The sequence below is a fragment of the Vibrio breoganii genome, assembly GCF_024346795.1.
GTDB classification, from domain to species: domain Bacteria; phylum Pseudomonadota; class Gammaproteobacteria; order Enterobacterales; family Vibrionaceae; genus Vibrio; species Vibrio breoganii.
Genome location: NZ_AP024864.1, coordinates 1,843,670 through 1,865,334, shown reverse-complemented (window position 1 = coordinate 1,865,334; position 21,665 = coordinate 1,843,670). Strand labels below are relative to the sequence as shown.

The window sequence follows — 21,665 nt, the reverse complement described above, 5'->3', positions numbered from 1 at the left end:
TGGCTTAGTTCAACATAGAACGCGTAAAGGGCATAAACTCTTTGCAAGTGAGATGCTAGAACATTGATGTATATCGAGTTATTAACCCTTGTTAGAGTCTTAAAACTAGAATCTAATGGTCAAGTCATTAGTTTAGGCACCAGTTCGGAAAGCGTTTGGGCAAACTTTTTGTGCTGATCGGCTGGCCAATGAATACCCTCTTTGGCGCAAGGTTTAATGAAAGTAGCAGCATCGAGAAAATGACAACCTAGCTCTTGCGAGCGCAACTGATAATAATGAGCAAGTTGTTTGGATTTCTCCTCTGCGCCAGTAAAGCCCTCCATCGTTGTCGATGATTCAAATACCCAAGCAGGTGATACCAATAATACTTGTGGAGGGGTTTTCATAAATGCATGCTCAAATTTTTGCACCACCTCCACTAAGCGTGCCACGCCCTTTGAGATATCGCTAGCGGTGACACTAAAGCGAGATTTTAGGTCGTTGGTGCCAAGCAGTATGACTACCAAATCTGGGTGATGGCTCTCTAGGCAAGGAAGAAGATAATCTAGCCCTTTTTTCCCAGGAGCATATGGGTCTTCTAGCGTTGTAGTGCGGCTGTTTTGCCCTTCTTCTATGATGCGATAATGTGGCGAAAGGTGCTGCTGTAATAGCATCGGCCAACGCTCGTTTTCATTGTATCGGCGCGGCAGATCCGGCGAGTATCCCCAGGTGTTTGAATCACCAAAGCAGAGCACAGTTGTCATCTAATTAATCCCTTCAGAAAGTGGTTATGAAGTCAGAGTTCGGCTGGTAAATAACGTCGTCATTCCAATTCTATATTGCTCTATTTCTTGCCAAATAACAGTCTTTTCGATTATCTAGCCAGAGTTCATGTTGCTGCATAACCATAGAAAATAGCGAGCTTTGTAGGTAATCATTTAGCCATTTTCGTAGATTAGGGTAGGGGCTTTGACGAAAGCGCTGTTTGTCGACTTTGGCGAACTTACGCATAAAAGGAAATAGCGCAATATCCACTAGGCTTTCGTTTTCTGAGAACAAATAGGGGTGCTTGCTTAGCCTTGCCTCAAGTGAGCTCACATATTCTTCGCAAGCTTCGCGACATTCTTGTAGGTTGTCGTTGTGATAGCGCTTGGCGCAGCTGTAGGCGTCAAATAAAGGAATGAAAGTGTGTTCAAACTCAGTAATGAAAGAGGTCATCCAAGGTAATGCTTGAGGGTCTTCGCGGCGCAATAGATTATCAGGATCATCTTGCCTTAAAGCCCACAACATAATCTCTAAACTTTCTTCTAAGACCACGGCTGCGCCTGTTTCATTCTTTGTCAGAACCAATACAGGCACACTGCCTTTGGGGGAGGCGAGTAGCATTTCGTTGGGTTTGTTGTCGAGTTTAATAGCTCGAATGAGCACCTGCTGATTGGCCTTTATAAGCGCAGTTCTTGCTCTCATAGCATAGGGGCAGTGCTGCAGTGAATAGAGTATTGGCATGTTTTTCATACGCTTAAGTGTAGTGAAGAAAACCGTGAAGCTACTTTTTGTTGTACAGTTTATTGGTTTTATTTTGAATACAACGTAAGTTTTGTGAGCCAGTAAACTTGACTAACTCTTCGCCAACTCGTTAGTATTGGCGCATCACTTCTTTCGGAGACTACGCCAATATGAATAACTAAACCTGTCATCCATTTTTCATTTTATTTTTGGATTTACAGGGTTAGTAGGCGTAGCTCACTTACCGATATTTCGTTGCACCAGACATTAATCTAGTTTCTCCGCGCGCTGCGTGTGTTGGCATCGATCTCATCTCAAAACTGCATTTATCATTGCATTAGCTGCGGCTGTTGTCCCTGTCTTACAGGAGGCAAATTATGCCAGTATTACAGGCTAACAATATTAGCCATCAATTTGATAACGGTGATATGCCGTTTCAACACCTATCTTGCTCTATGAACCAGCGCCGTGTTGGGTTAGTTGGGCGCAATGGCGTCGGAAAGTCGCTGTTTGCCTCTATTTTGAGCGGAGAGATAACGCCATCAGATGGCAAGGTGACCTTACCCGATTCGTTTGCGACTTATCGGCAGCAACCCTCAGAATTGCTCTCTAGCGACCGCACCATTGCGCAGTTTCTGGGTAAAGATAAGGTGCTTGAAGCGATCGGTAAGATTGAAGCGGGCGACAGCTCTGAACACTGGTTCGAACTCGTGGGTGAGCAGTGGGATCTTACTGTTCGGCTACAGAATCAATTGCAAGAAATAGGCTTACCACCACATTCAGACATACTTTGTTCAGATCTTAGTGGAGGGCAATTGGCAAGACTGCAACTATGGCACTTGTTTGAACAAGACGTTGAGCTTCTGATTCTCGATGAACCCTCAAACCACCTAGATGTAGCTGCCAAGCAGTGGTTGATAGAAGCTATGCGCTCTTTTGAGGGGGCTATTTTACTTATCAGTCACGACCGTGAACTGCTTCGTCAAATGGATGAGATTTGGGAGTTTTCGGGCCTGGGTCTTACCGTGTTTGGCGGGAACTACGACGACTATGTAGAACATAAACGCACTGAGCTAAGGGCTGTCGAGCGCCACTTAGCCAATGTAAACAAGCAAGCTAAGCGTTTAGAGGAACAAGCGCAGCGCAATCGCGAAAAGGCAGAGCAAAGAGCAGCGCAAGGAAATAAACAGCGCAAAGAGGGAAGTCAGCCAAAGATTTTGCTGGATGCGAAAAAGGATCAAGCGACCGCACGAGCCTCAAATCGCAGTAAGAATGAGCAGCTTCGCCAAGCTCATTTGCAAGATAAAGCGCACACATTGAAATCGAGAAAAGAGCAATTGGAGAGTCAAAGGCTTTATCTTGCAGATACTCAAAGTCGCTCACGAAAAGTGATTTCACTGCTTGAGGGGATATTACCATTTGGCCATGCACAGCCGATTACGTTGCAGATTTGTGCGGATGACAAGGTTCATCTTATGGGCAGCAACGGAAGTGGCAAGTCGACGCTCTTAAAGGTATTACTTGGAGAGTTCGCACTTAAGAGGGGCGAGTTGCAAATCAATACACCCGTGTATTACCTAGACCAACACTTTGGCGGTATTGATGTCGAGCTTTCTATATTTGAGAACCTGATGCAGCAATGTACGGGTATGCAAGAGAGCGATGCGAGAACCTTGCTAGCCGGGATCGGCTTTCGTCGTGACCAAGTATTTCGCCTTGCTAAAGTGCTCAGCGGCGGCGAGAAAATGAAGCTTGCTATGCTCATTGTCAGTCATCAGCCAACTCAGCCACTTCTTTTGTTGGATGAGCCTGACAACCACTTAGATCTTGATTCGAAGATGATGCTGGCTGCCGCGCTGCAGAGTTACCAAGGAGGGTTTATTTTGGTGAGCCATGATCAAGATTTTTCCAAAGAGTCTGGCGTTACTCGGCAGATTCAGCTTTAAGCTGTGATAAATACCCTTGTCTAATCCTGAGCCAGCGCGAACAACGCTGGCTCATTACTGTACCTTGTAAATGTCGGTTATTCCTCACACTAGCCACCTTCCAATCTAGAAATTGATCTAGATTATCAAGTTACTGATTTGCCAAATATTATTGTTAGAAAGGCAATTTATATTCACATTTCTAACCCTCATTCTTTGATACAATAGAATACACCTACTACCTTTGAGGTAATTGCGTGCCCCGTTGCCAGATAGACGTTTATTTGGTGATAGAGGTCAAAGTGGCGCTCATAAACCTAGTTGTAGATATATTCACTCATGCCGATGGTTTAGTTCGGTCTTTTAGAATGTGCAAAAAGTACCGCTAAACAAAGGAAACTATTATGAAGAAACGTTATATCACTTTGATTGCACTAATCGGTGTCGGTATTGGCTGGCTCAGCCTAGGTGGTACAGCTGCAATACTCCACTATACCTCTAGCACTGAATTTTGTGTGTCTTGCCACACTATGGAAAAACCACTTTTAGAGTACCAAGGTTCTGTGCATTTCAGTAACCAAAAAGGGATTCGCGCTGAATGTGCTGACTGTCATATCCCTGAGGAACCACTGGATTACTTGATTACGAAAATTCGTGCCTCGAAAGACATCTATCACGAGTTTGTCACCGGCAAAATTGATACCGATGAAAAATATGAGCAGCATCGTTTAGGCATGGCTGAAATGGTGTGGGAGCAGATGCGTGAAAACGACTCAGCTACGTGTCGCTCTTGTCATAGTTGGGAAGCAATGGAAACCTATGACCAATCAGCGAGCGCGCAAGATATGCATGCTTATGCGCAGACAAGCGGTGAAACCTGTATTGATTGCCACAAAGGGGTTGCACACTTCCCGCCACAAATGGAACTCGACACTTCAGAGTTCGATCATCTATTTGACCTCGCTAAAAATACTCAGCCAAACGCTGAAAATGTTTACCCAATTGAAAGAATTCAAATGGGTGAGCTTGCGACGATTAACCCAACCGTTAAATTGGCAACCGTGGAGAGTGATGGTGACAAGCGCACCGTTAAGGTTTCCGGTTATCAAATGAAGGGCGCTGAGACGGTTATTTATATGGGCGAAGGGCAACGTGCAATTCTGGCCACACTAACAGAAAAAGGTATTGGCGAACTTAAGCTGGGTGAGCCTAAAACAGATGCCTACGGCAACGAATGGCGCACTGCTGAGCTGACCGGTTCTATCGAAGACCCTGTTCTTGACTCTGCTGAACCACTTTGGGCTTACGCCGAGCAGTTAGATAATGTTTATTGTGCAACATGTCACGCCAAGATTGCACCGCATCACTTTACAGTTAACTCATGGGGACCCGTTGCTAAGAGCATGGGAGACCGAACTGATATTACAGAGTTGAACCTTGAGATCTTAACTAAATTCTTCCAAAACCACGCTAAAGACGTGGCAAATCATGAATAAGGACGATGTGACTATGACTAATATTTCTCGTCGCGGTTTTTTGAAAGGTGCAGGTGCCTCTGCAGGTGCACTCGCTATTTCATCTATTGCCCCGTTGCCTGCCAGTGCAGCGGCTGGTCGTTCTGACTCATTGATCCTAACCGCCAGTCGAATGGGACCATTATTGTGTGAAGTCAAAGATGGTCAGTTGGTGTCAACTAAAAGTGGTTTAGCTCAGACGGTTCCAAACAGCTTACAGCTTACCGGACCCTCACAGGTGCACACCAAAGCGCGTGTCAAGTATCCGATGGTCCGTAAGGGCTATCTAGAAAACCCGAGCAACCCGCAAGGGGTTCGTGGGCGTGATGAATTTGTTCAGGTGTCTTGGGATGATGCCTACAAGCTGATTCATGAACAACACATGCGCATTCGCAAGCAGTATGGTCCCGCGTCGGTGTTCGCAGGCTCTTACGGCTGGCGTTCAAGTGGCATTTTGCACAAAGCTCAAACCTTGCTGCAACGCTATATGAGTATGGCTGGAGGCTATTCTGGTCATCTAGGGGATTACTCTACGGGTGCCGCACAGGTGATTATGCCTCACGTTGTAGGCTCTATCGAAGTGTACGAGCAACAAACTACTTACCCTGTGATTTTAGAAAACAGCGATGTAGTGGTGCTTTGGGGGCTTAACCCTCTTAATACCTTGAAAATTGCTTGGTCTTCAACAGATGGACAAGGGCTTGAGTTCTTCCATCAGCTGAAAAAGTCAGGCAAAACCATCATCATTATTGACCCAATGCGCTCAGAAACGGCGGAGTTCTTTGGTGATGCCGCGCAATGGATTGCCCCTAATCCGCAATCTGACGTGGCATTGATGATGGGCGTCGCACATCAACTGCTTGCCAATAAACAGCACGATACCGAGTTCCTTGATAAATACACCGTCGGCTTTGATAAGTTTGAAGCGTACTTGATGGGTAAAGAGGACGGCGTCGAGAAAACACCGCAGTGGGCTGCTGAAATCAGTGGTGTATCGGTGAAACAGATTGAACTGCTGGCTAAGATCTTTAACGAAAACCGCACCATGCTCATGGGTGGTTGGGGAATGCAGCGTCAGCAATACGGCGAACAGCGCCATTGGATGCTAACTACCTTAGCGTCAATGCTAGGGCAAGTGGGTTTACCTGGTGGTGGCTTTGGTTATTCTTATCATTACTCCAATGGGGGTAACCCAACCCGTGATGCAGGCGTTCTTCCTGCTATCTCGCCTACATTAGGTGGCGCATCTGCTGGTGGTAATGACTGGGCTATTCAGGGGTCTGTTACCGCATTTCCAGTTGCTCGCATCGTCGAGTGTCTCGAGCGACCAGGATCTCAGTTCCAGCATAACGGCCATACACTGACATTCCCTGAACTGAAAATGATCTGGTGGGCAGGTGGTGCCAACTTTACCCATCATCAAGATACCAATCGCTTGATTAAGGCGTGGCAAAAACCAGAATTAATTGTTATCTCTGAACCGTATTGGACCGCTGCGGCAAAACACGCAGATATCGTGTTGCCAATTACGACGTCGTTTGAGCGTAACGATTTGACCATGACTGGAGACTACTCAAACCAACACTTGGTTCCAATGAAGCAAGCGGTTGAACCGCAGTTTGAATCGCGTAGTGACCTGGACGTTTTTTCTGACATGGCTGAATATCTACGACCTGGCGGTAAAAATGTGTATATGGAAAACAAGACCGAGATGGAATGGTTGCGTGATTTCTATAAGGTAGCTCAACAAGGTGGACGCAATGCCCGTGTGCCTATGATGAACTTCTCCAAGTTCTGGGAAGCGAATGAGCTGATCGAGATGAAGTGGAATGAGAAAAACGCGCAATTTGTTCGTTTTGGTGATTTCCGTGAAGATCCTGTGATGAATCCATTAGGTACTCCAAGTGGCAAGATCGAGATCTTCTCTAAAACCATTGAAGGCTACAAGCTAGAAGACTGCCCTCCACACCCAACATGGATTGAGCCTACCGAATGGGCGGCAAACTATAAGCAGGGTGAGTTGCAGTTAATGACCTCTCACGCGGCGCATCGTCTGCACAGCCAGTTTAACTATGCGGATATTCGTAAGGAGTATGCGATACAAAATCGCGAACCTATTACGATTCACCCAGAAGATGCCAAGGCACGTGGAATAAGCGATGGTGATCTTGTTCGCGCCTTTAATGATCGCGGGCAAGTGCTTGTTGGGGCTCATGTTTCTGATGGAATTAAACAGGGCAGTGTGTGCATACACGAGGGTGCATGGCCAGATCTTGATCCTAAGACAGGCATGTGTAAAAACGGTGGACCAAACGTGCTCACCATGGATATTCCAACCTCTCGCCTAGCCAATGGTAACTGCGGTAACTCAGGCGTGGTTAGAATTGAAAAGTTTGTCGGTGAAGCACCAACGCTAACCGCATTTACCCCACCTAAGAATGGGTAAATCCCAGCGCTAAAGTAGAGTGCTAAAAATGATAGAGGCAACAGCAGTGTTGCCTCTTTTTTATTGAGCTTAAGTTGCCGTGCAATGGATTTGCTACAGTGATAACTAACAGAATTTCAATCTGAGGGTGCGCATGCTAACAAAAGAAAACACAGGGCTTATCGTCGTGGATGTTCAGGGGAAATTGGCCCGGCTGATACATGACAGCGAGACTTTGATTTCTAATTGCACAAAGCTGATTACTGGCGCGCAGATATTGGGGCTACCCATAGTTGTACTCGAACAAAACCCTGAAAAGTTGGGCCCTACAGTGGATGAGGTTGCGGCGCTTTTTGGAGACGTAACGCCCATAGAGAAATTTACGTTTAATGGCTGTGAGTCGGGTACTTTTGTTGAGGCAGTTAAAGCTCATAATGTGGAGACTTGGCTGGTTTGCGGTATTGAAGCGCATATTTGTGTGTATCAAACGGCAACAGGTTTGGCAGAGCTTGGTTATAAGGTTGAACTGGTCAGTGATTGTGTGTCGTCTCGTACTCTAGATAATCAGCATCTAGGAATAACTCGCATCATTGAGAGTGGCGCTGCTGTTTCGGGTCTAGAGATGTGTTTGTACGAACTGGTGGGGGATTGCAGGGCGTCAGAGTTTAAATCGATTTTGCAGTTGATTCGCTAATTGAGCCTCTTTATAGCCGGCATGAGTAAGTAAACTAAAAACGTAAAAAGGACTGGCCATAGCCAATCCTTTCTCATGTCACTTACTGTCTCGATTAAGAGTAATCAGAAGCGTACGTTTCTTCGTAAGTGTGCGAGTAAAGCTCGAACAAGTTACCAAACGGGTCTTCTAGGTACACCATTTTTGCTTGTTTGCTGTCGTCTTCTGGGTGGTAGCGCATGATGTCCATGCGAACCTTACCGCCGTATTGTTCTGTGCGAGCGATAGCACCTTCAAAGTCGTCGGTTTGCAGGCAAAAGTGGAAGATACCTAGGCGAGAGAAGTCAACTTCGTGACGCTCTTGGCGCTCTTTCATTTCGAACATCTCAACACCGATACCGTCAGAGGTGACAAGGTGTGCAATGTTAAAGCCTTTAAAGCCTTCGCCGAATACTGCGATACACATACGGCCAATAGCGGTTTCGCGCTCTTCGATAACCTTAGTGTTGTTCATTACGATTTTAAGACCCAGCGCTTTAGTATAAAACTCAACCGCTTTGTCCATATCGCCAACCATGATACCTACGTGATTCATTTTCATAATCTGCTCCAATCTCTTAGTAATTTGTTTCGTGTTTTGCGTCGATGGAGAGAGTATATGGTGAAAGTGTTATCAGTAAAAATTATTAAAATTTATCCAAATGATAATTTTATGTTTCATTCTGGGCGATTAAGGTAACAATATCTCTAGTGTTGTCGATATAACAAGAAATCACCTAGGTGGTGCATTTTCCGATGTTATGGCATTTGAACAGTATGGTTAGTAAGGTGCTGCTGTGTTTAGCAATGTAATAGTAGTCAGTTTGATGGCGAAGAATATTAGCGTAGGAAATAGCAATGGGAGCAGCATGCTCCCATTGTTCACGTTTATGCTATTTATCGAACATTCCTGAGGTTGCGATAGGGCGCAGGAATCTATGCAATGAATCATCAGGCACATTGGTTGAGTAAAATGCAATGACTAGGTCTTTGTCTGGAGAGACATACAGGCCTTGAGACTGAAGACCCGCCTTCCACATATCACCGTCGCTCCATATCGCATCCCATTGTCTGCTGTTGCCTAGCATGCTGTCATCATTGAGGCGGCTCACAAACGCTGGACCATCAAAGCCAGAGAGATAAAAGTCTTTATCGCGAACGCCACCACGAATACGCTCAATCATATCTGGTGTTACCACCTGCTTAGTGGATGTCTTATTCCAGCTTGGGGTATAAAGCATGCCAAAGCGGGCTAAGTCTCGCAGTTGACTTGAGATCACGCCGTGAGCAATAGCAGTGCCGCCTGGAGATAGATGAAACTGCAGAGGGCCATCAGATCCCACGTTTGACCAAATGTTGTCGTTCACGTAATCAGAGAATGTCTGATTGGAAACGGCTTCTGCCAGCAAAACCAGCATCTGCGTAGTCGGAGAGCCGTATTCGAATTTGCTTCCTGGTTTAGAGACCGATTTTGCGTCTTTAAGTACTTCAGGTACACGTTCGTGCTCGCCTTTGTATTCCATGTCAAACTCGGCAAGGAAGGTACGAATAGCAATTGAATCTGGGTCTGAGCGAGTGGCATCATTCTCTTCTGAGTTCATACCCGGTGTCATGTCTAGAATGTCGATGATCTTGATGTCAGCCCAATCCGTGTCTTTGAATTCGGGCATATAGAAACCAATGGTCTTTTCTTGGTCTATCTTGCCTTCGTTGATCAGCATATCGATGACTAGGCTTGTCCAAGGCTTAGCCGTCGACATCCAAATGTGGTTGTCTGTTGGCTTCATTCCCGGATAGGTTTCATAGACCACTTCACCCTTGTGCACCACGATAAACGATGCGGCAAAACTTTGTGGGTGGGTCATAAACTCATCTAGCGAGAGCGTGCCAAAGTGCTTGGTTTCTGCCGTTATCTCACCAATCTTAGGGTTAAGCGAGGTGGCCAGTGGCATGTGCTTGGTTTGCGGTGCCAAAACCGCGGTTGGTAATACTTCTGAGGTCCTCATGGAAAACCAAACCGCTAAGTCTTCGCCTTTCAACATCTCTGGCAGGTTGTAGTTGTCTCTGTAAGAGCGGATTTGCTCATTAGTGAAGCCGTTTTTAAATTCAGCGATTGGGGTGCGAGTTTGAGTAGCGTCGGCTACTGCGTTTGCTGAAAGTAGAGAAAGCGCAACACCTGCAGCTTTTAGTTTGCTTTGATTGTTTGACATGATTACTCCGAATGGCACTTGGCTAGCGAACAAGTCGTTCAAGCCTGATTGTCGTTGCTGCCATCATAAGAAGGAATTCAAAACTAGAATAATCGTTGTTGAAGGATTAAACCCTACTTGTTTTGGGTTTTCTGAGGGTTATTGGTATCGAATTTGAAGTAATTGCGCTTAACTGAGGGTTTTATCCTACAAATGCGTTTATAGCTTTACATGCATGTAGTCTAAATTGACGCTCTGTGCTTTCACTTCCTATTGGTAAAGCTCTTCTGCTATCAACATTGGCCATAACATGTATCTAAGTACCTCTTTTTTAACCGAAACCTTTACCGTTTTGGGTACCGCCGCTTTCGCTTTATCTGCCGTATTGGCCGCCAATGAAAAACGGACAGACGTATTCTCTGTGGTGGTACTTGGAGTGGTCACCGCGGTAGGTGGGGGAACAATACGGGATTGCCTGCTTGGGGTGCCAGTATTTTGGTCGGAGGCGCTGTTTTTCATCTGGATTGCGATCATCAGCAGCTTAATTGGTTTTGTTTGCGTGCCATTACTTAAAAGGCGCTTTGTTAATCGCTTATATTTGTACATTGATGCCATTGCTATCGCCATGTTCTCCATTCAAGGGGTTGAGAAGGCATGGGACTTGGGATTTGGCCTGCCTTTAGGTCCTATTATCATGGGGGTATTAACGGCCATTGGTGGCGGCGTCGTGCGAGATATGCTGCTTCAAAGACCAACCTTATTTCTTAATAAGGAACTCTATGCCATTCCTGTGGCTTTAGGATGCACTTTCCACGTCACTGTATTGGCACTAGCGCCCGCACTGTCTTACATCAGCTCGGTTTGTGCCATAGGCCTGGTTATCTATATTCGTTACCTTGCCATTAATAAGAGTATCGAAGTACCTTCATGGGCAGTGTTCAAATAATGCTCCGAAATTAGAACTCCGATTGCCACTTTCCTGCTTTGGATAAAGGAATAGTGGGATAGCTTGGCGTTTTAACGTCTTTCTGACACTCCAATCTGTAGGGAAAGTATGTTGCGCCGAGAATGAAATCGATAGCATAGAAACATGACTAACACTGCCTCTAGCAAGGACAAAAAACGCCCATCACACCGAAAAATTATAGGGTGTGTTTTACTTTTATTCGTAATCGGTTGGGGAGCGTTTCACTACAGCGTTTCCTCAATGGTAGAACAACGCTTTTCAGGCCCCTTGTTTGAATTGCCGACCGTGGTCTACGCGCGCCCAATGACCCTCAACATTGACTTAGCGATGAAGCAACAGGGCGTTGTCGATGAGCTCAAGACTCTTAATTATCAATTAGTCGATAAGCCCGCACACAGTGGCGAGTACAGTGTGGCAGGCAATAGCATTACTCTGGTGCGTCGCCCCTTTGAATTTGCTGATGGCTTTCGTGATGTGCAGAGGGTCAAGCTGACGTTCAGTCGCTCACGCATTCAATCCATGATTGATGTTGATAGCGGCATGGGGCTGGGCTTATTCCAACTTGAACCCAAGATGATGGGTTTGATGGGGGAGGATGGCAACCAACATCGACTCTATCAGTCTTGGAAAGCAATGCCGGAAGGCGTGGTCAAAGCGCTACTATTGACCGAGGATAGAGGGTTTTTTGAGCATGATGGCGTGTCAGTTACCGCTATCGCTAGGGCATTTTTTACTAACGTCAAAGCAGGGCGAACCGTTCAGGGTGGCAGTACTTTAACCCAGCAATTGACCAAGAATCTGTTTCTTAGCAGTGAGCGCAGCTGGAGTCGAAAAATCCGCGAAGCCTATATGGCGCTACTCATCGACTCTCGCTATACCAAAGATGACATTTTAGATGGCTATGTGAATCAGATTTATTTGGGTCAACAAGGCAAGGATGCGATTCATGGCTTTGAATTAGGTGCTCAGTTTTATTTCAATCGACCTCTACAAGAACTAAGAATCGATCAGCAAGCCTTGCTGGTGGCATTGATAAAAGGCCCTTCTTATTACAACCCATGGCGCTTCCCTGAGCGAGCTAAGACACGCAGAAATACGGTTCTGAAACTGCTGGCTGACGATGGTCATCTAGAGCCTAAAGAATATCAAACTGCCATTGCTCGAGAGCTTGATATACAGGTGCGAGGCCATGTGAGCTTGAGTCGTCCAGCCTATTTCGACCTTGTTTCTGATGAGCTAGAAGTGGCTCTGCCAGGACGTAACATTAAAGGCGCACGCATATTCACCACCCTGGACCCTCTCTCCCAACAAAACGCCGAAAGTAGCCTTTTATCGACGCTGCCATCGCTAGATGCCAAAGCGGGCGTGGAACTAGAGGCTGCGTTTATCAGCATCGATTACAGCAATGGCGCTATTCGCGCGATAGTCGGAAATCGAAACCCTAATTTTGCTGGCTTCAACTATGCGCGCCATGGTAAACGACAAGTAGGGTCGATAATCAAACCAGCAGTGACCATGGCTGCACTTCGTTCTCCTGAAAAATATAATCTAGCCAGTGCCTTAGACGATAAACCTCTTACTGTTAAGCAGCCCAATGGAGACAATTGGCAGCCTCGTAATTACAGCAGAGAGTTTTGGGGAGAAGCCTCCCTGTATACGTCTCTTGCACACTCTCTTAATGTGCCCATGGTGAACCTAGGCATGCAGTTAGGATTAGAGAATGTGGCTGATTTTATTGAGCAGTTGAGTGGGCAACACAGTGAGATAAAACCGCTTCCATCAATGGTACTTGGGGCCTTTGAAATGACGCCTATCGAGGTAAGCGGGCTATATCAACCCATTGTAAATCACGGCGCGAGGCAGCAAGCGTATTTGATCAGTGCGGTGGTTGATGCAAAGAGCAAGGTCTTGTATCAGCATAAGCTTAACCCTGAGCAGGTTGCACCTGAACAAGCTGCAGATTTAACCGTAGCGGCAATGCAGGGAGCAGTAAGCGAGGGCACGGCTAAATCACTGGGCTCTGTAGGGGTTAAGTACAAGCTAGCAGGAAAAACAGGCACCACTAATAGCAACCGAGATAGCTGGTATGTGGGCGTCGATGGACGTGAGCTGGTGACGGTTTGGCTTGGGCGAGGGGACAACGGCAACACTAAGCTAACTGGTGCAACAGGTGCATTATCTGTATATCGACAATACATCATGCAACGTGGAGCGCTAGAAATTAGCCCTCATTATGCCGATGATATTGAGATGGTTAACTTCAGCCGTCGTGGTCAGGGTAAACTCGCGGCGAGTTGTGGTCGTGGATCCGTCACTCTGCCTGTATGGGGCGCTAGTCAATTTACTTCATCGGGGTGTGTTGGGGATGAAATCACGAACTTTTTCAAGAGCTTGTTTAATTAAGTCAAAAAGGATACCAAAGACCAGTGCGCCAAAACTGGGCTAGGCATTATATCAATAGTGAATAGTTGTTATTGAGATAAATAATTTTCACGAATACCAAGTGTGCCCTATAGTTACCCTATACCGGTGATGCCTCAGGCATTCTCGCTGAATTAATGTAGGGGTATGAACAAATGAAAATTGTATCGATAGTGACTTATATATTTAGCTTGGTATTTATTGCCGGTGAAACGCTGCGTCGAGGAATAGGGTACTTCTCTGTCAACGCTACCACTATGGTGGAAGACTATCTGTGCGGGGCATTGTTGCTGGTGGCGGCAGTGCTGTGGTCGAAGGGAAGCAAGCATGCACATAAGTATATGATTGGCGCGTGGGGCTATGCAGCAGGCGGAATGTTGGTGCCTTTTTTTGCTCATCTAGAGGCTTACTTGCGTGGCGTCCAAATACGTTCAGACCACCCAATCGATGATGTGAATTCAGTGATTCTAAAGGGTGTTATTTGGAGTATTTGTGTCATTTGTTTTATCGTAACTCTCAAGACAAAGCAGGATTTGAGCCTCAACGATAAAGGCGCATCAGCATAACCCTTCTCTTTACCTACCCGCATAAGCAATATGCTTAATCGTCACGACAAATAGCCTGAATTGTTAAAAATCAAAGAGCGAGAGACTATGCCCTCTAACTTTATTAGGGTATGTGCAATGCAAAAGTCGTTCTCTCTTATAGATAAGCCAACCTTCTTTGGCGCTCTATTTTTACTATTGAGTGTGGTGTTCCCGCTCATACTATTTCCAGTTCAAGGTGCCAACTGGATCGCGGTTGCTAAGTCGTTTATGACGGACAAGCTTGGGGTTTTATACCTTGCACTTGGCATCTCTGCTATGTGTTTTATGATCTACACCATCTTCAGTGATCTTGGGCAGATCAAGCTAGGTGATGCCGATGAGCAGCCAGAGTTTAGCAATGCCTCTTGGGCCGCTATGCTGTTCTGTGGTGGCATTGGCGCCAGTATTTTATATTGGGGCTGTATCGAGTGGGCCTACTACTACCAAACGCCTCCGTTTCAACTTCAAGCAGGAAGCGAAGAAGCGATACGCTGGGCGGCAACCTATGGCCTTTTCCACTGGGGACCTATCGCATGGTCTATCTACCTTATTCCAGCCCTGCCGATTGCCTATTTCTATTACGTTCGTAAGCAGCCGGTATTAAAGATCTCTAGTGCTTTGATGCCCGTCTTGGGTGAGAAACGTGCCAATGGTGGTATCGGGAAACTCATCGATGTGTTGTTTATCTTTGGCATGTTGGGCGGGGCAGCTACAACCCTAGGCTTGGCAGCACCGCTTATCAACGGTGGTCTGCATCATATCTTCGGTATTCCTAACAATACGTTAAGCCAAGTGGCTGTTTTACTTCTGTGTACCGCTATTTTTGGTTACTCAGCTTACGCGGGTTTAGAAAAGGGCATTAAGTTTCTAAGCAATATCAATTTCTGGGGTGCGATGGGGTTATTGCTGTTTGTGCTAGTGGCAGGGCCTACCGTGTTCATATTAGAAACGGGCTTAGACTCGATTGGACGAATGCTGTCGAACTTCTTCATGATGGCGTCTTGGGCGGAACCCTTTGGTGGCTATGGCGAGTTTACTGACACTCACTTTCCGCAAGATTGGACCATTTTCTACTGGGCATGGTGGCTAGTGTTCGCGCCTTGTATGGGGCTGTTTATTGCGCGTATCTCTCGCGGCAGAACCATCAAACAAATGGTAGTAGGGTCAATCTTCTACGGCTCTTTAGGTTGTTTCTTATTCTTTATCGTTCTGGGTAACTACGGCCTGTCTTTACAGCTTACGGGTGAGCTAGATGTGGTCAGTATCCTCAATCAATCTGGCGCTCCTGCCGCTATCTTTGCGACCTTGGATACCTTGCCGATGGGGACTATGGTCATTGGGGTTTTTACGCTGCTGTGCGTCATTTTTACCGCTACCTCTTTTGACTCTATCTCATACATCTTGGCATCTGTGGTGCAAAATGATGTGACTGAAGAGCCAATGCGTTGGAACCGTCTGTTTTGGGCCTTTACCTTGTCATTCTTACCGACGGTATTGATGTTTATGGGTGGCTTATCGACGCTGCAAACCGCTGCCATTGTCGGTGGTCTGCCACTGCTGATTATCTCTATCATGTTGATGGTGTCTTTTGTGCGTGCGGCGACACTGGATATTAAACATCAGCCGGAATATGAAGAGCCTACGATCAATATCGAAGACCTTCCTGAGATGGATCCATGGTCAGCCGAGGGTATGGCGCTAGCTCAGTTTGAGCGCTTTAAAGATTTGGCCCAGCAAGCTGCAGAAGAAGAGCGTGAAGCGATGGCAAGCCTAATGAGTATGCGCAAGGAAATTCGAGCCTATGCCCTTGAGCATCACGATGATGCACATTGCGCAGATCATCACCTGCCTGAAGAGATGCAAGCTGAGTTGCAACGATTAACAGATGAATTGACAGCGGCAAAAGAAAAGAAACAGGTCATGTCAGAGCAAGCTCAAGAATCGAGAATGACGTTCAACGCCATTATCTTAGAAGGTTTATCTGCAAATATGGCAACTTCCTAGGCACAGAGCAGATAGTATTAAGCCGAGTCGCAAGACTCGGCTTCTTTTTTATATTCACCTAGCCGGTGAGTTGTTTTTATTAGTTAATGCGCTCAATTGACGGTGGTACAAACTTGAACCACTGCTCACTTGGGCCATACATGCGGAATAGTGAGAACCACTCTTCGCCCGCATTCAATGGCATACAGTTGGTCATGGCATCAGTGCAGTTTGCTGACCAGTGAATATCAACTGAGCCATCTGGGTTAACCTGAAAATCAGATTGGTTGGATGCAATACCAATTTGTGTGCCCGCACCTTTTAAGTAAGCGCCAGTTTCCATTGAATACGTCAAGAACGAGTAGAATCGCTCTGCGGGTACCGCGCTAGAATCTGCAATGTGTACTTTATAGTCGTGGTCACCAGAGAGTGGGCGACCTTCGTTGTCTAGAACACCCTTGATGTAGGTTGTTGATTTAGACTCAGCCAAAGAGGCTGGTGGTGCAAAGTAATAGGTAAACGTCGTTCCTCGACCAGAGTAATCGTTCCAGTTTTCATCCACATAGGTCGCATTGGTGGTCATCATCTCTTGGTTTACAGGGATGGTCCATTGAGAAGCTTCACCCCAAAGACGCGGTGCGTAATAGGTAAAGTCATGCTTCATCTCATCTTTCAGTTCAACAATAGCAGCATTGAACATAATGACCTGATCTGCCGTTGGCTCGAATGCTTGGCCTTTTTCGATACCAATCATCTTCATCATTCCGTAGAAGGCTTTTTCATCGGCCTTGATACGCTCTTGTTGAATCGCCTTATTAGCTGACTCCCAGAATGACATATCCCACTGAATGTGACCGTCATATTGAACGTTATCTAAGGTAACAAACTCAGTGGTTGGCTTTGAACCTAGTGGGTAAATCTTCATTTTCTGCACATACTCAGAGTGGCCCTTCATGTCTTTTTCAGACGTGGTTTCTGTTAGTGAGCGAATAGAGATGTAGCCACGATCTGTGGGTTGTACTACCACAATGTAGCCATCGGTATTACCTTCATATCCTTCTGGAACAATTAGGTACTTCCCGCCTTTACCTTTGTCTTCACCACCAGGACCTACATCCATAATTGGCTGATGCCAAGACGTTAGAAAGGTACCAAAGAAGGCGTTGCTATCTGTTGCTGGGGGGATTTCTACCACAACAGGGCCATCGGCGATGTTGTGATAAGTGTGAACGTATGGAGAGTTATTATTGCCCGTTACCATAGCAGCTTCGGCAGTCATTGGGCGCTCGTAGTAATACACAGTGTTGTTACGTTTGTCTTCGTTGCCAAAGGTATCAAAAGCCACCTGCGCCATTCGCTCGTACATTACCTGAGGCATGATCCAGATACCTGCTTCTAGAGCACGGCGGTTAAAACGCTTTTCATCTATATTGACGGTTTGTGTGTCAGCTTGCGTCGTCGATGAAGTAGAAGCGATAGCACTAGCGCTAACAGTAGACAAAATAGCAGTGATAGTGAGCGATAAAACAGTGTGTTTCATTTGCGATACCTTAGTTACTAAATGAGTTATGGGGGCGTTGTGAACAACGTGGCGCCATAGTAACGGTCGCAAATGATAAAGATTTCGCATGGTGCGAAATCTACCTAATTATTTCTACTTTTCGGTAGCTTTGTTTGATAATGCCTTGCTTGTCGAGGGCTTTCATCGCTCGAGATACCTTGTGACGACTGACGCCTAAGTAAGAGGCAAGGTCATCATGAGATATCTGAACCACCAGGTCGCTACCACTTAATTGTGTTAAACGGTCCACAAGACGCTCGCTTAACGGGCGGGTTGCGAGATTATCAAATTTGCCATACATAATTCGCAAACGCGCAACGATGGAGTGGGCAACAAATCGATAAACTTCATTAAGAAGTGCTTGTTCGACTCGTATTTGAGAGTGAGGAATACCGATTATCTTGATATCTGTGAGTGCGACTGCTGAATAGGGGAGCGCACCCCCATCCACAAAAGCCGCGTCTCCAAACCAAAATCCAGCAGAGCATTTCTCGATAATCACATAGTTGCCTTCTTCATCAATATAAGAAACCTCTACCTCACCGCTGACGGTCAGTGCTAATTGATTGGGAATGTCACCTTGTCGAAACAAATGTTGTCCCGCTTCTAGGGAGTAGCTCTTAGCACTGACAAATGCCTTGTATAGACAAGGATATTCGTCGCAGTTTATAAATGGCTCGATAGCTGGCGGAGAAAGCTCTGTTGTCATTGAATATAGCCTAGGGTCTGTTTTGTCAGGTTTGCATCGATGGATTGATCACCCTTCACTCGCTCCCACAATGTGCTTAGATGCTCAAAGCCTCTTTGGCTTGGAAATCGTTGCGGTGCGTCGACTAATATCCAATTACCGGCGTCGTCACGCTCGGCATAGACAAACTCAAATGAAAGATTGTTACCCATGCCAAGTCGCAAGTCCGAGACAATGAGTGAATCTTTCTCTTCGCGGTAATTTAAGTAGTTATGTGAGAAGGCTTTCAGCCCTTTTAATGTGGCTGGTTTTTCTTCTAGAGGCCATGTTCCGAGTGGGCGACCCACAAAGTCGATAATGGAGTCTTTATCGAGTATTGATGCAAGGCCTTCCCAATAGTAATCGTCGTCCACTACCACGACTCGCCAAAGTACCGTATTAAACGGGGTGGGGGTGATCATGACTTGTTTGTTTGGGAGATTTTGCGCAGCCAGGTTATGTTCGACTCGATTGGCGATGTATTGCTGAGCTGCAAAGCCCCAACCTAGGTATAGGGTAGAGAGAAGCAATACGCTTTGACACCATTTAGCCCCCGCGGTTTTGGAAAACAGAGCGACAACAATCGCCACCAACAATGGGAGCGTATAGAGCGGGTCTATGATGAAGATATTACGCAGTTCGAAATAGCCCTCAAATGGCCAAATAAGCTGTGTGCCATAGGTGGTCATGGCATCAAGTAGCGTGTGGGTCACAAGCACGCTTACGATCAGTACAGAGACCCGCTTGAAACTCCAGAATGCATCGGGACGAAATCGGCAGTAAAGCCAAGATAACAGCAGTGCAAATGGAGGCAATAGCAATAAAGAGTGTGTGAAGCCACGATGCTTGATGGTGTTGCTTACTGCATCGCCATAGTCGAGAACAACATCAAGATCAGGCAGTGTCCCCAGCGCCGCGCCAGCCAACAGCACCTTGGCATTGCATTGTTTTCCTGCAACAGCACCCGCAATGGTTGCGCCTAGAGCTGCTTGTGTTACTGAGTCCATTGATTTCCTTTAAATCGAAAAAAGTTAATTAGATGAAGCTTGTATAGGGTTGTACTCAAGATAAATACGCTGAGATCAGTGCAATCAATTTTCTGTCACTATACCTTAATTGCCCGCGCAGCGAATGACACCGAGCATAGCCTCACTGGCTTTAGATACATAGTGTTCTTTACTCCAGATAGCGGCAAGTTCCCAGCGAATGTTCTGTTTAATGGGTATAAAGCAATAGTCATCACTATTGAGCCTTTTGCAGATGGGCTCGGGCATAAAGCTCACGCCTGTTCCACTTTTTACCATAGCGGCTAAAAAGTCCCACTGACTGCTCCTAACTCCGATTTTAGGCGTGAACCCGTGCTCAAGACACATCTGGGTGATCACCTCTGAGATAATAAACTCAGGGTTATACAGATAAAATGGCAGATCTTTAAGCTCCACAATATCGAGCTGTTGTTTATTTTTCCACTGCTGCGTTTTTGGTAATACCGCAAAGATGGGGTAGCTGCCGATAGCCCAAGTATTAAATCTTGGGTCGGGCTCCGTGAGCATGGTAATGGAAATATCAATCTTTCCATCAAGCACGGCTCTCTCCAATTTGCGACTGCCACTCTCGACGATTGAAACCTCAATATCCGGATATTGTAGAGAGAACTCCTGTATGAGGTGAGTGTAAAGATGACCCACCATTGGAGGGATCCCTAAGGTAATCTTGCCACTTTTGAGCTGTTTTAGATCGTTGAGCCGCACTTCCAACTCTCGTTGTTGGAACAGTATCGACTGTGCGTATTGGAGTACGATCTCGCCAGCCTCGGTTAATGCTATATCTCTGCCATTGCGATAGATGAGTGCTTGCCCATAAGCGATTTCCAAGGATTTGAGCGCCTTGCTAATGGTGGGCTGAGTGACAAAAAGCTGTTCAGAAGCTTTGGTAAAGCTTTTGCTTTGGATCAGGGTGACAAAGTACTGAAGCTCTTTCATGGTCATCTTTACATTCCTTTTTGGAATACTTTGTGATCATTTTATTCATTGGAGTTTGGTTATTCAATGTTTGATAATTTAATCACCATTTCGTCAGCCGTATTTTCAATGAACCGCTTAAAACTAAAACACATAGGCATGACCATCATACAGATCGTAGCGCTCTGTCTAATTTGGCTATTCTCCGACTGGCTTGTATCTACTTTCCATATTCCTTTGCCTTCAAACGTGTTGGGTATGTTTTTGTTGTTGGCTTTGCTGTTTAGCAAGGTGGTCAAAGTGAAATGGCTTAAAGCTGGTTCTAACTGGTTGATTGCCGAAATGCTGCTGTTCTTTATTCCTGCGGTTATCGCCATTGTGAACTATCAAAGCTTGTTTGAGCAGCAAGGGCTAAAGATCGCTCTGGTTATAGGCACTAGTACCATCTTCGTTTTATCGGTGACGGCGCTGGTGGTGGATGTGGTGTATCGCTATGAGCTTAAAAAACTTCGAGGTACTCGATAATGCACACGTATCTAGCCATTTTCTGTTTTGTGTTTACTGTGGTGGGTTATTACTTCACTAAGTCACTGCATGGTCGATTTAACAAGACTTGGTTGATACCACTGGTTTCGGTGCCGGTGTTGATTGTGGCTGCACTACTACTGCTGGGCATTAGCTATGACGACTATATTCAAGAATCCCACTGGTTGGTGTGGATGCTAGGGCCAGCCACTGTCGCATTTGCTATCCCTGTGTATGAAAACAGACGATTGATTAAAAACCATTGGCTGTCGATCTCGCTAGGGGTAGTGGTTGCCGTGATTACCGCCCTAGTGAGTACGATATTATTGAGTAAAGGTATGCATCTTTCTGAGTTGCTGCAAAAAAGCTTGGCGGTTCGCTCTATTACCACCCCTTTTGCCGTAGTGGCTTCCAAAGCCATTGGTGGTCAGCCCGATCTCACCGCAATATTTGTCGTTATGACGGGTATCGTCGGCATTGTCGTTGGTGAGACTATGCTGAGCTTATTCAGAATCCGCTCTCGTCACGGCAAAGGCGCAGGCCTTGGTGCATGTGCTCATGGATCAGGCACGGCAATCGCCTATGGCATTCATTCCAAAGCGGGAACTATCGCAAGTTTAATCATGCTGTTTTCAGGGGTCGCGACGGTTTTGCTCTCACCAGTAATTGCTTTGATGGTGTAA

Annotated in this window: 18 protein-coding genes; 10 read left to right on the top strand and 8 right to left on the bottom strand. The window is 46.1% G+C overall.

What is annotated here, in order from left to right:
* Nucleotides 1–119: 119 nt before the first annotated feature.
* On the bottom strand, nucleotides 120–743 hold the full coding sequence (locus tag OCU35_RS08705) for an SGNH/GDSL hydrolase family protein (protein WP_261825189.1): 624 nt from the start codon (nucleotides 741–743) through the stop codon (nucleotides 120–122).
* Between the two features lie 70 nt (nucleotides 744–813).
* Complete coding sequence (locus tag OCU35_RS08700; protein WP_017029641.1) at nucleotides 814–1,485, bottom strand: glutathione S-transferase; 672 nt, start codon at nucleotides 1,483–1,485, stop codon at nucleotides 814–816.
* A gap of 377 nt (nucleotides 1,486–1,862) precedes the next feature.
* Between OCU35_RS08700 and OCU35_RS08695 the strand changes: the two genes are divergently transcribed.
* The 4 genes from OCU35_RS08695 (at nucleotide 1,863) to OCU35_RS08680 (ending at nucleotide 8,043) form a co-directional block, all read left to right on the top strand.
* The gene (locus OCU35_RS08695; RefSeq protein WP_261825188.1) at nucleotides 1,863–3,431 is read left to right on the top strand and encodes an ABC-F family ATP-binding cassette domain-containing protein; all 1,569 of its coding nucleotides are present in this window, start codon (nucleotides 1,863–1,865) and stop codon (nucleotides 3,429–3,431) included.
* 383 nt (nucleotides 3,432–3,814) lie between these two features.
* The gene (locus OCU35_RS08690) at nucleotides 3,815–4,906 is read left to right on the top strand and encodes a NapC/NirT family cytochrome c (protein ID WP_261825187.1); all 1,092 of its coding nucleotides are present in this window, start codon (nucleotides 3,815–3,817) and stop codon (nucleotides 4,904–4,906) included.
* A gap of 13 nt (nucleotides 4,907–4,919) precedes the next feature.
* A complete protein-coding gene (locus OCU35_RS08685; RefSeq protein ID WP_261825186.1) occupies nucleotides 4,920–7,370 on the top strand; it encodes a molybdopterin guanine dinucleotide-containing S/N-oxide reductase in 2,451 nt (816 codons plus the stop codon).
* A 133-nt stretch (nucleotides 7,371–7,503) separates the two neighbouring features.
* The gene (locus tag OCU35_RS08680) at nucleotides 7,504–8,043 is read left to right on the top strand and encodes a hydrolase (RefSeq protein ID WP_261825185.1); all 540 of its coding nucleotides are present in this window, start codon (nucleotides 7,504–7,506) and stop codon (nucleotides 8,041–8,043) included.
* 94 nt (nucleotides 8,044–8,137) lie between these two features.
* On the opposite strand, the gene OCU35_RS08675 is transcribed toward OCU35_RS08680, so the two are convergent.
* Both OCU35_RS08675 and OCU35_RS08670 read right to left on the bottom strand, forming a co-directional pair.
* A complete protein-coding gene (locus tag OCU35_RS08675; RefSeq protein ID WP_017027103.1) occupies nucleotides 8,138–8,623 on the bottom strand; it encodes a VOC family protein in 486 nt (161 codons plus the stop codon).
* A gap of 331 nt (nucleotides 8,624–8,954) precedes the next feature.
* Nucleotides 8,955–10,271, bottom strand: coding sequence for a serine hydrolase domain-containing protein (locus OCU35_RS08670; protein WP_261825184.1), 1,317 nt, complete (start codon nucleotides 10,269–10,271; stop codon nucleotides 8,955–8,957).
* 289 nt (nucleotides 10,272–10,560) lie between these two features.
* On the opposite strand from OCU35_RS08670, the gene OCU35_RS08665 reads away from it, so the two are divergent.
* The 4 genes from OCU35_RS08665 to OCU35_RS08650 all read left to right on the top strand — a co-directional run bounded on the left by OCU35_RS08665 (nucleotide 10,561) and on the right by OCU35_RS08650 (nucleotide 16,229).
* Nucleotides 10,561–11,196: a trimeric intracellular cation channel family protein gene (locus OCU35_RS08665; protein ID WP_065209676.1), complete on the top strand. Its 636-nt coding sequence runs from the start codon at nucleotides 10,561–10,563 to the stop codon at nucleotides 11,194–11,196.
* A gap of 144 nt (nucleotides 11,197–11,340) precedes the next feature.
* A complete protein-coding gene (gene mrcB, locus OCU35_RS08660) occupies nucleotides 11,341–13,620 on the top strand; it encodes a penicillin-binding protein 1B (RefSeq protein ID WP_261825183.1) in 2,280 nt (759 codons plus the stop codon).
* Nucleotides 13,621–13,793: 173 nt separating this feature from the next.
* On the top strand, nucleotides 13,794–14,204 hold the full coding sequence (locus tag OCU35_RS08655; protein ID WP_261825182.1) for a hypothetical protein: 411 nt from the start codon (nucleotides 13,794–13,796) through the stop codon (nucleotides 14,202–14,204).
* A 117-nt stretch (nucleotides 14,205–14,321) separates the two neighbouring features.
* Nucleotides 14,322–16,229, top strand: a complete 1,908-nt coding sequence (locus OCU35_RS08650; RefSeq protein ID WP_102499445.1) for a BCCT family transporter — start codon at nucleotides 14,322–14,324, stop codon at nucleotides 16,227–16,229.
* 79 nt (nucleotides 16,230–16,308) lie between these two features.
* Here OCU35_RS08650 and OCU35_RS08645 read toward each other — a convergent pair whose 3' ends face one another.
* From OCU35_RS08645 to OCU35_RS08630, 4 genes are all read right to left on the bottom strand, one after another.
* Nucleotides 16,309–17,748, bottom strand: a complete 1,440-nt coding sequence (locus tag OCU35_RS08645) for a DUF1254 domain-containing protein (RefSeq protein WP_017030949.1) — start codon at nucleotides 17,746–17,748, stop codon at nucleotides 16,309–16,311.
* Between the two features lie 100 nt (nucleotides 17,749–17,848).
* A complete protein-coding gene (locus OCU35_RS08640) occupies nucleotides 17,849–18,478 on the bottom strand; it encodes a Crp/Fnr family transcriptional regulator (RefSeq protein WP_261825181.1) in 630 nt (209 codons plus the stop codon).
* Nucleotides 18,475–19,503, bottom strand: a complete 1,029-nt coding sequence (locus OCU35_RS08635) for a metal-dependent hydrolase (RefSeq protein WP_261825180.1) — start codon at nucleotides 19,501–19,503, stop codon at nucleotides 18,475–18,477. The genes OCU35_RS08640 and OCU35_RS08635 overlap by 4 nt, the downstream gene beginning before the upstream one ends.
* A gap of 105 nt (nucleotides 19,504–19,608) precedes the next feature.
* Complete coding sequence (locus tag OCU35_RS08630) at nucleotides 19,609–20,484, bottom strand: LysR family transcriptional regulator (protein ID WP_261825179.1); 876 nt, start codon at nucleotides 20,482–20,484, stop codon at nucleotides 19,609–19,611.
* A gap of 60 nt (nucleotides 20,485–20,544) precedes the next feature.
* Here OCU35_RS08630 and OCU35_RS08625 point away from each other — a divergent pair, with 60 nt between their 5' ends.
* Together OCU35_RS08625 and OCU35_RS08620 are read left to right on the top strand one after the other, a co-directional pair.
* Nucleotides 20,545–20,982: a CidA/LrgA family protein gene (locus tag OCU35_RS08625; protein ID WP_065209682.1), complete on the top strand. Its 438-nt coding sequence runs from the start codon at nucleotides 20,545–20,547 to the stop codon at nucleotides 20,980–20,982.
* Entirely contained in the window at nucleotides 20,979–21,665 is a 687-nt protein-coding gene (locus OCU35_RS08620; protein WP_198590593.1) for an LrgB family protein, read from the top strand. The genes OCU35_RS08625 and OCU35_RS08620 overlap by 4 nt, the downstream gene beginning before the upstream one ends.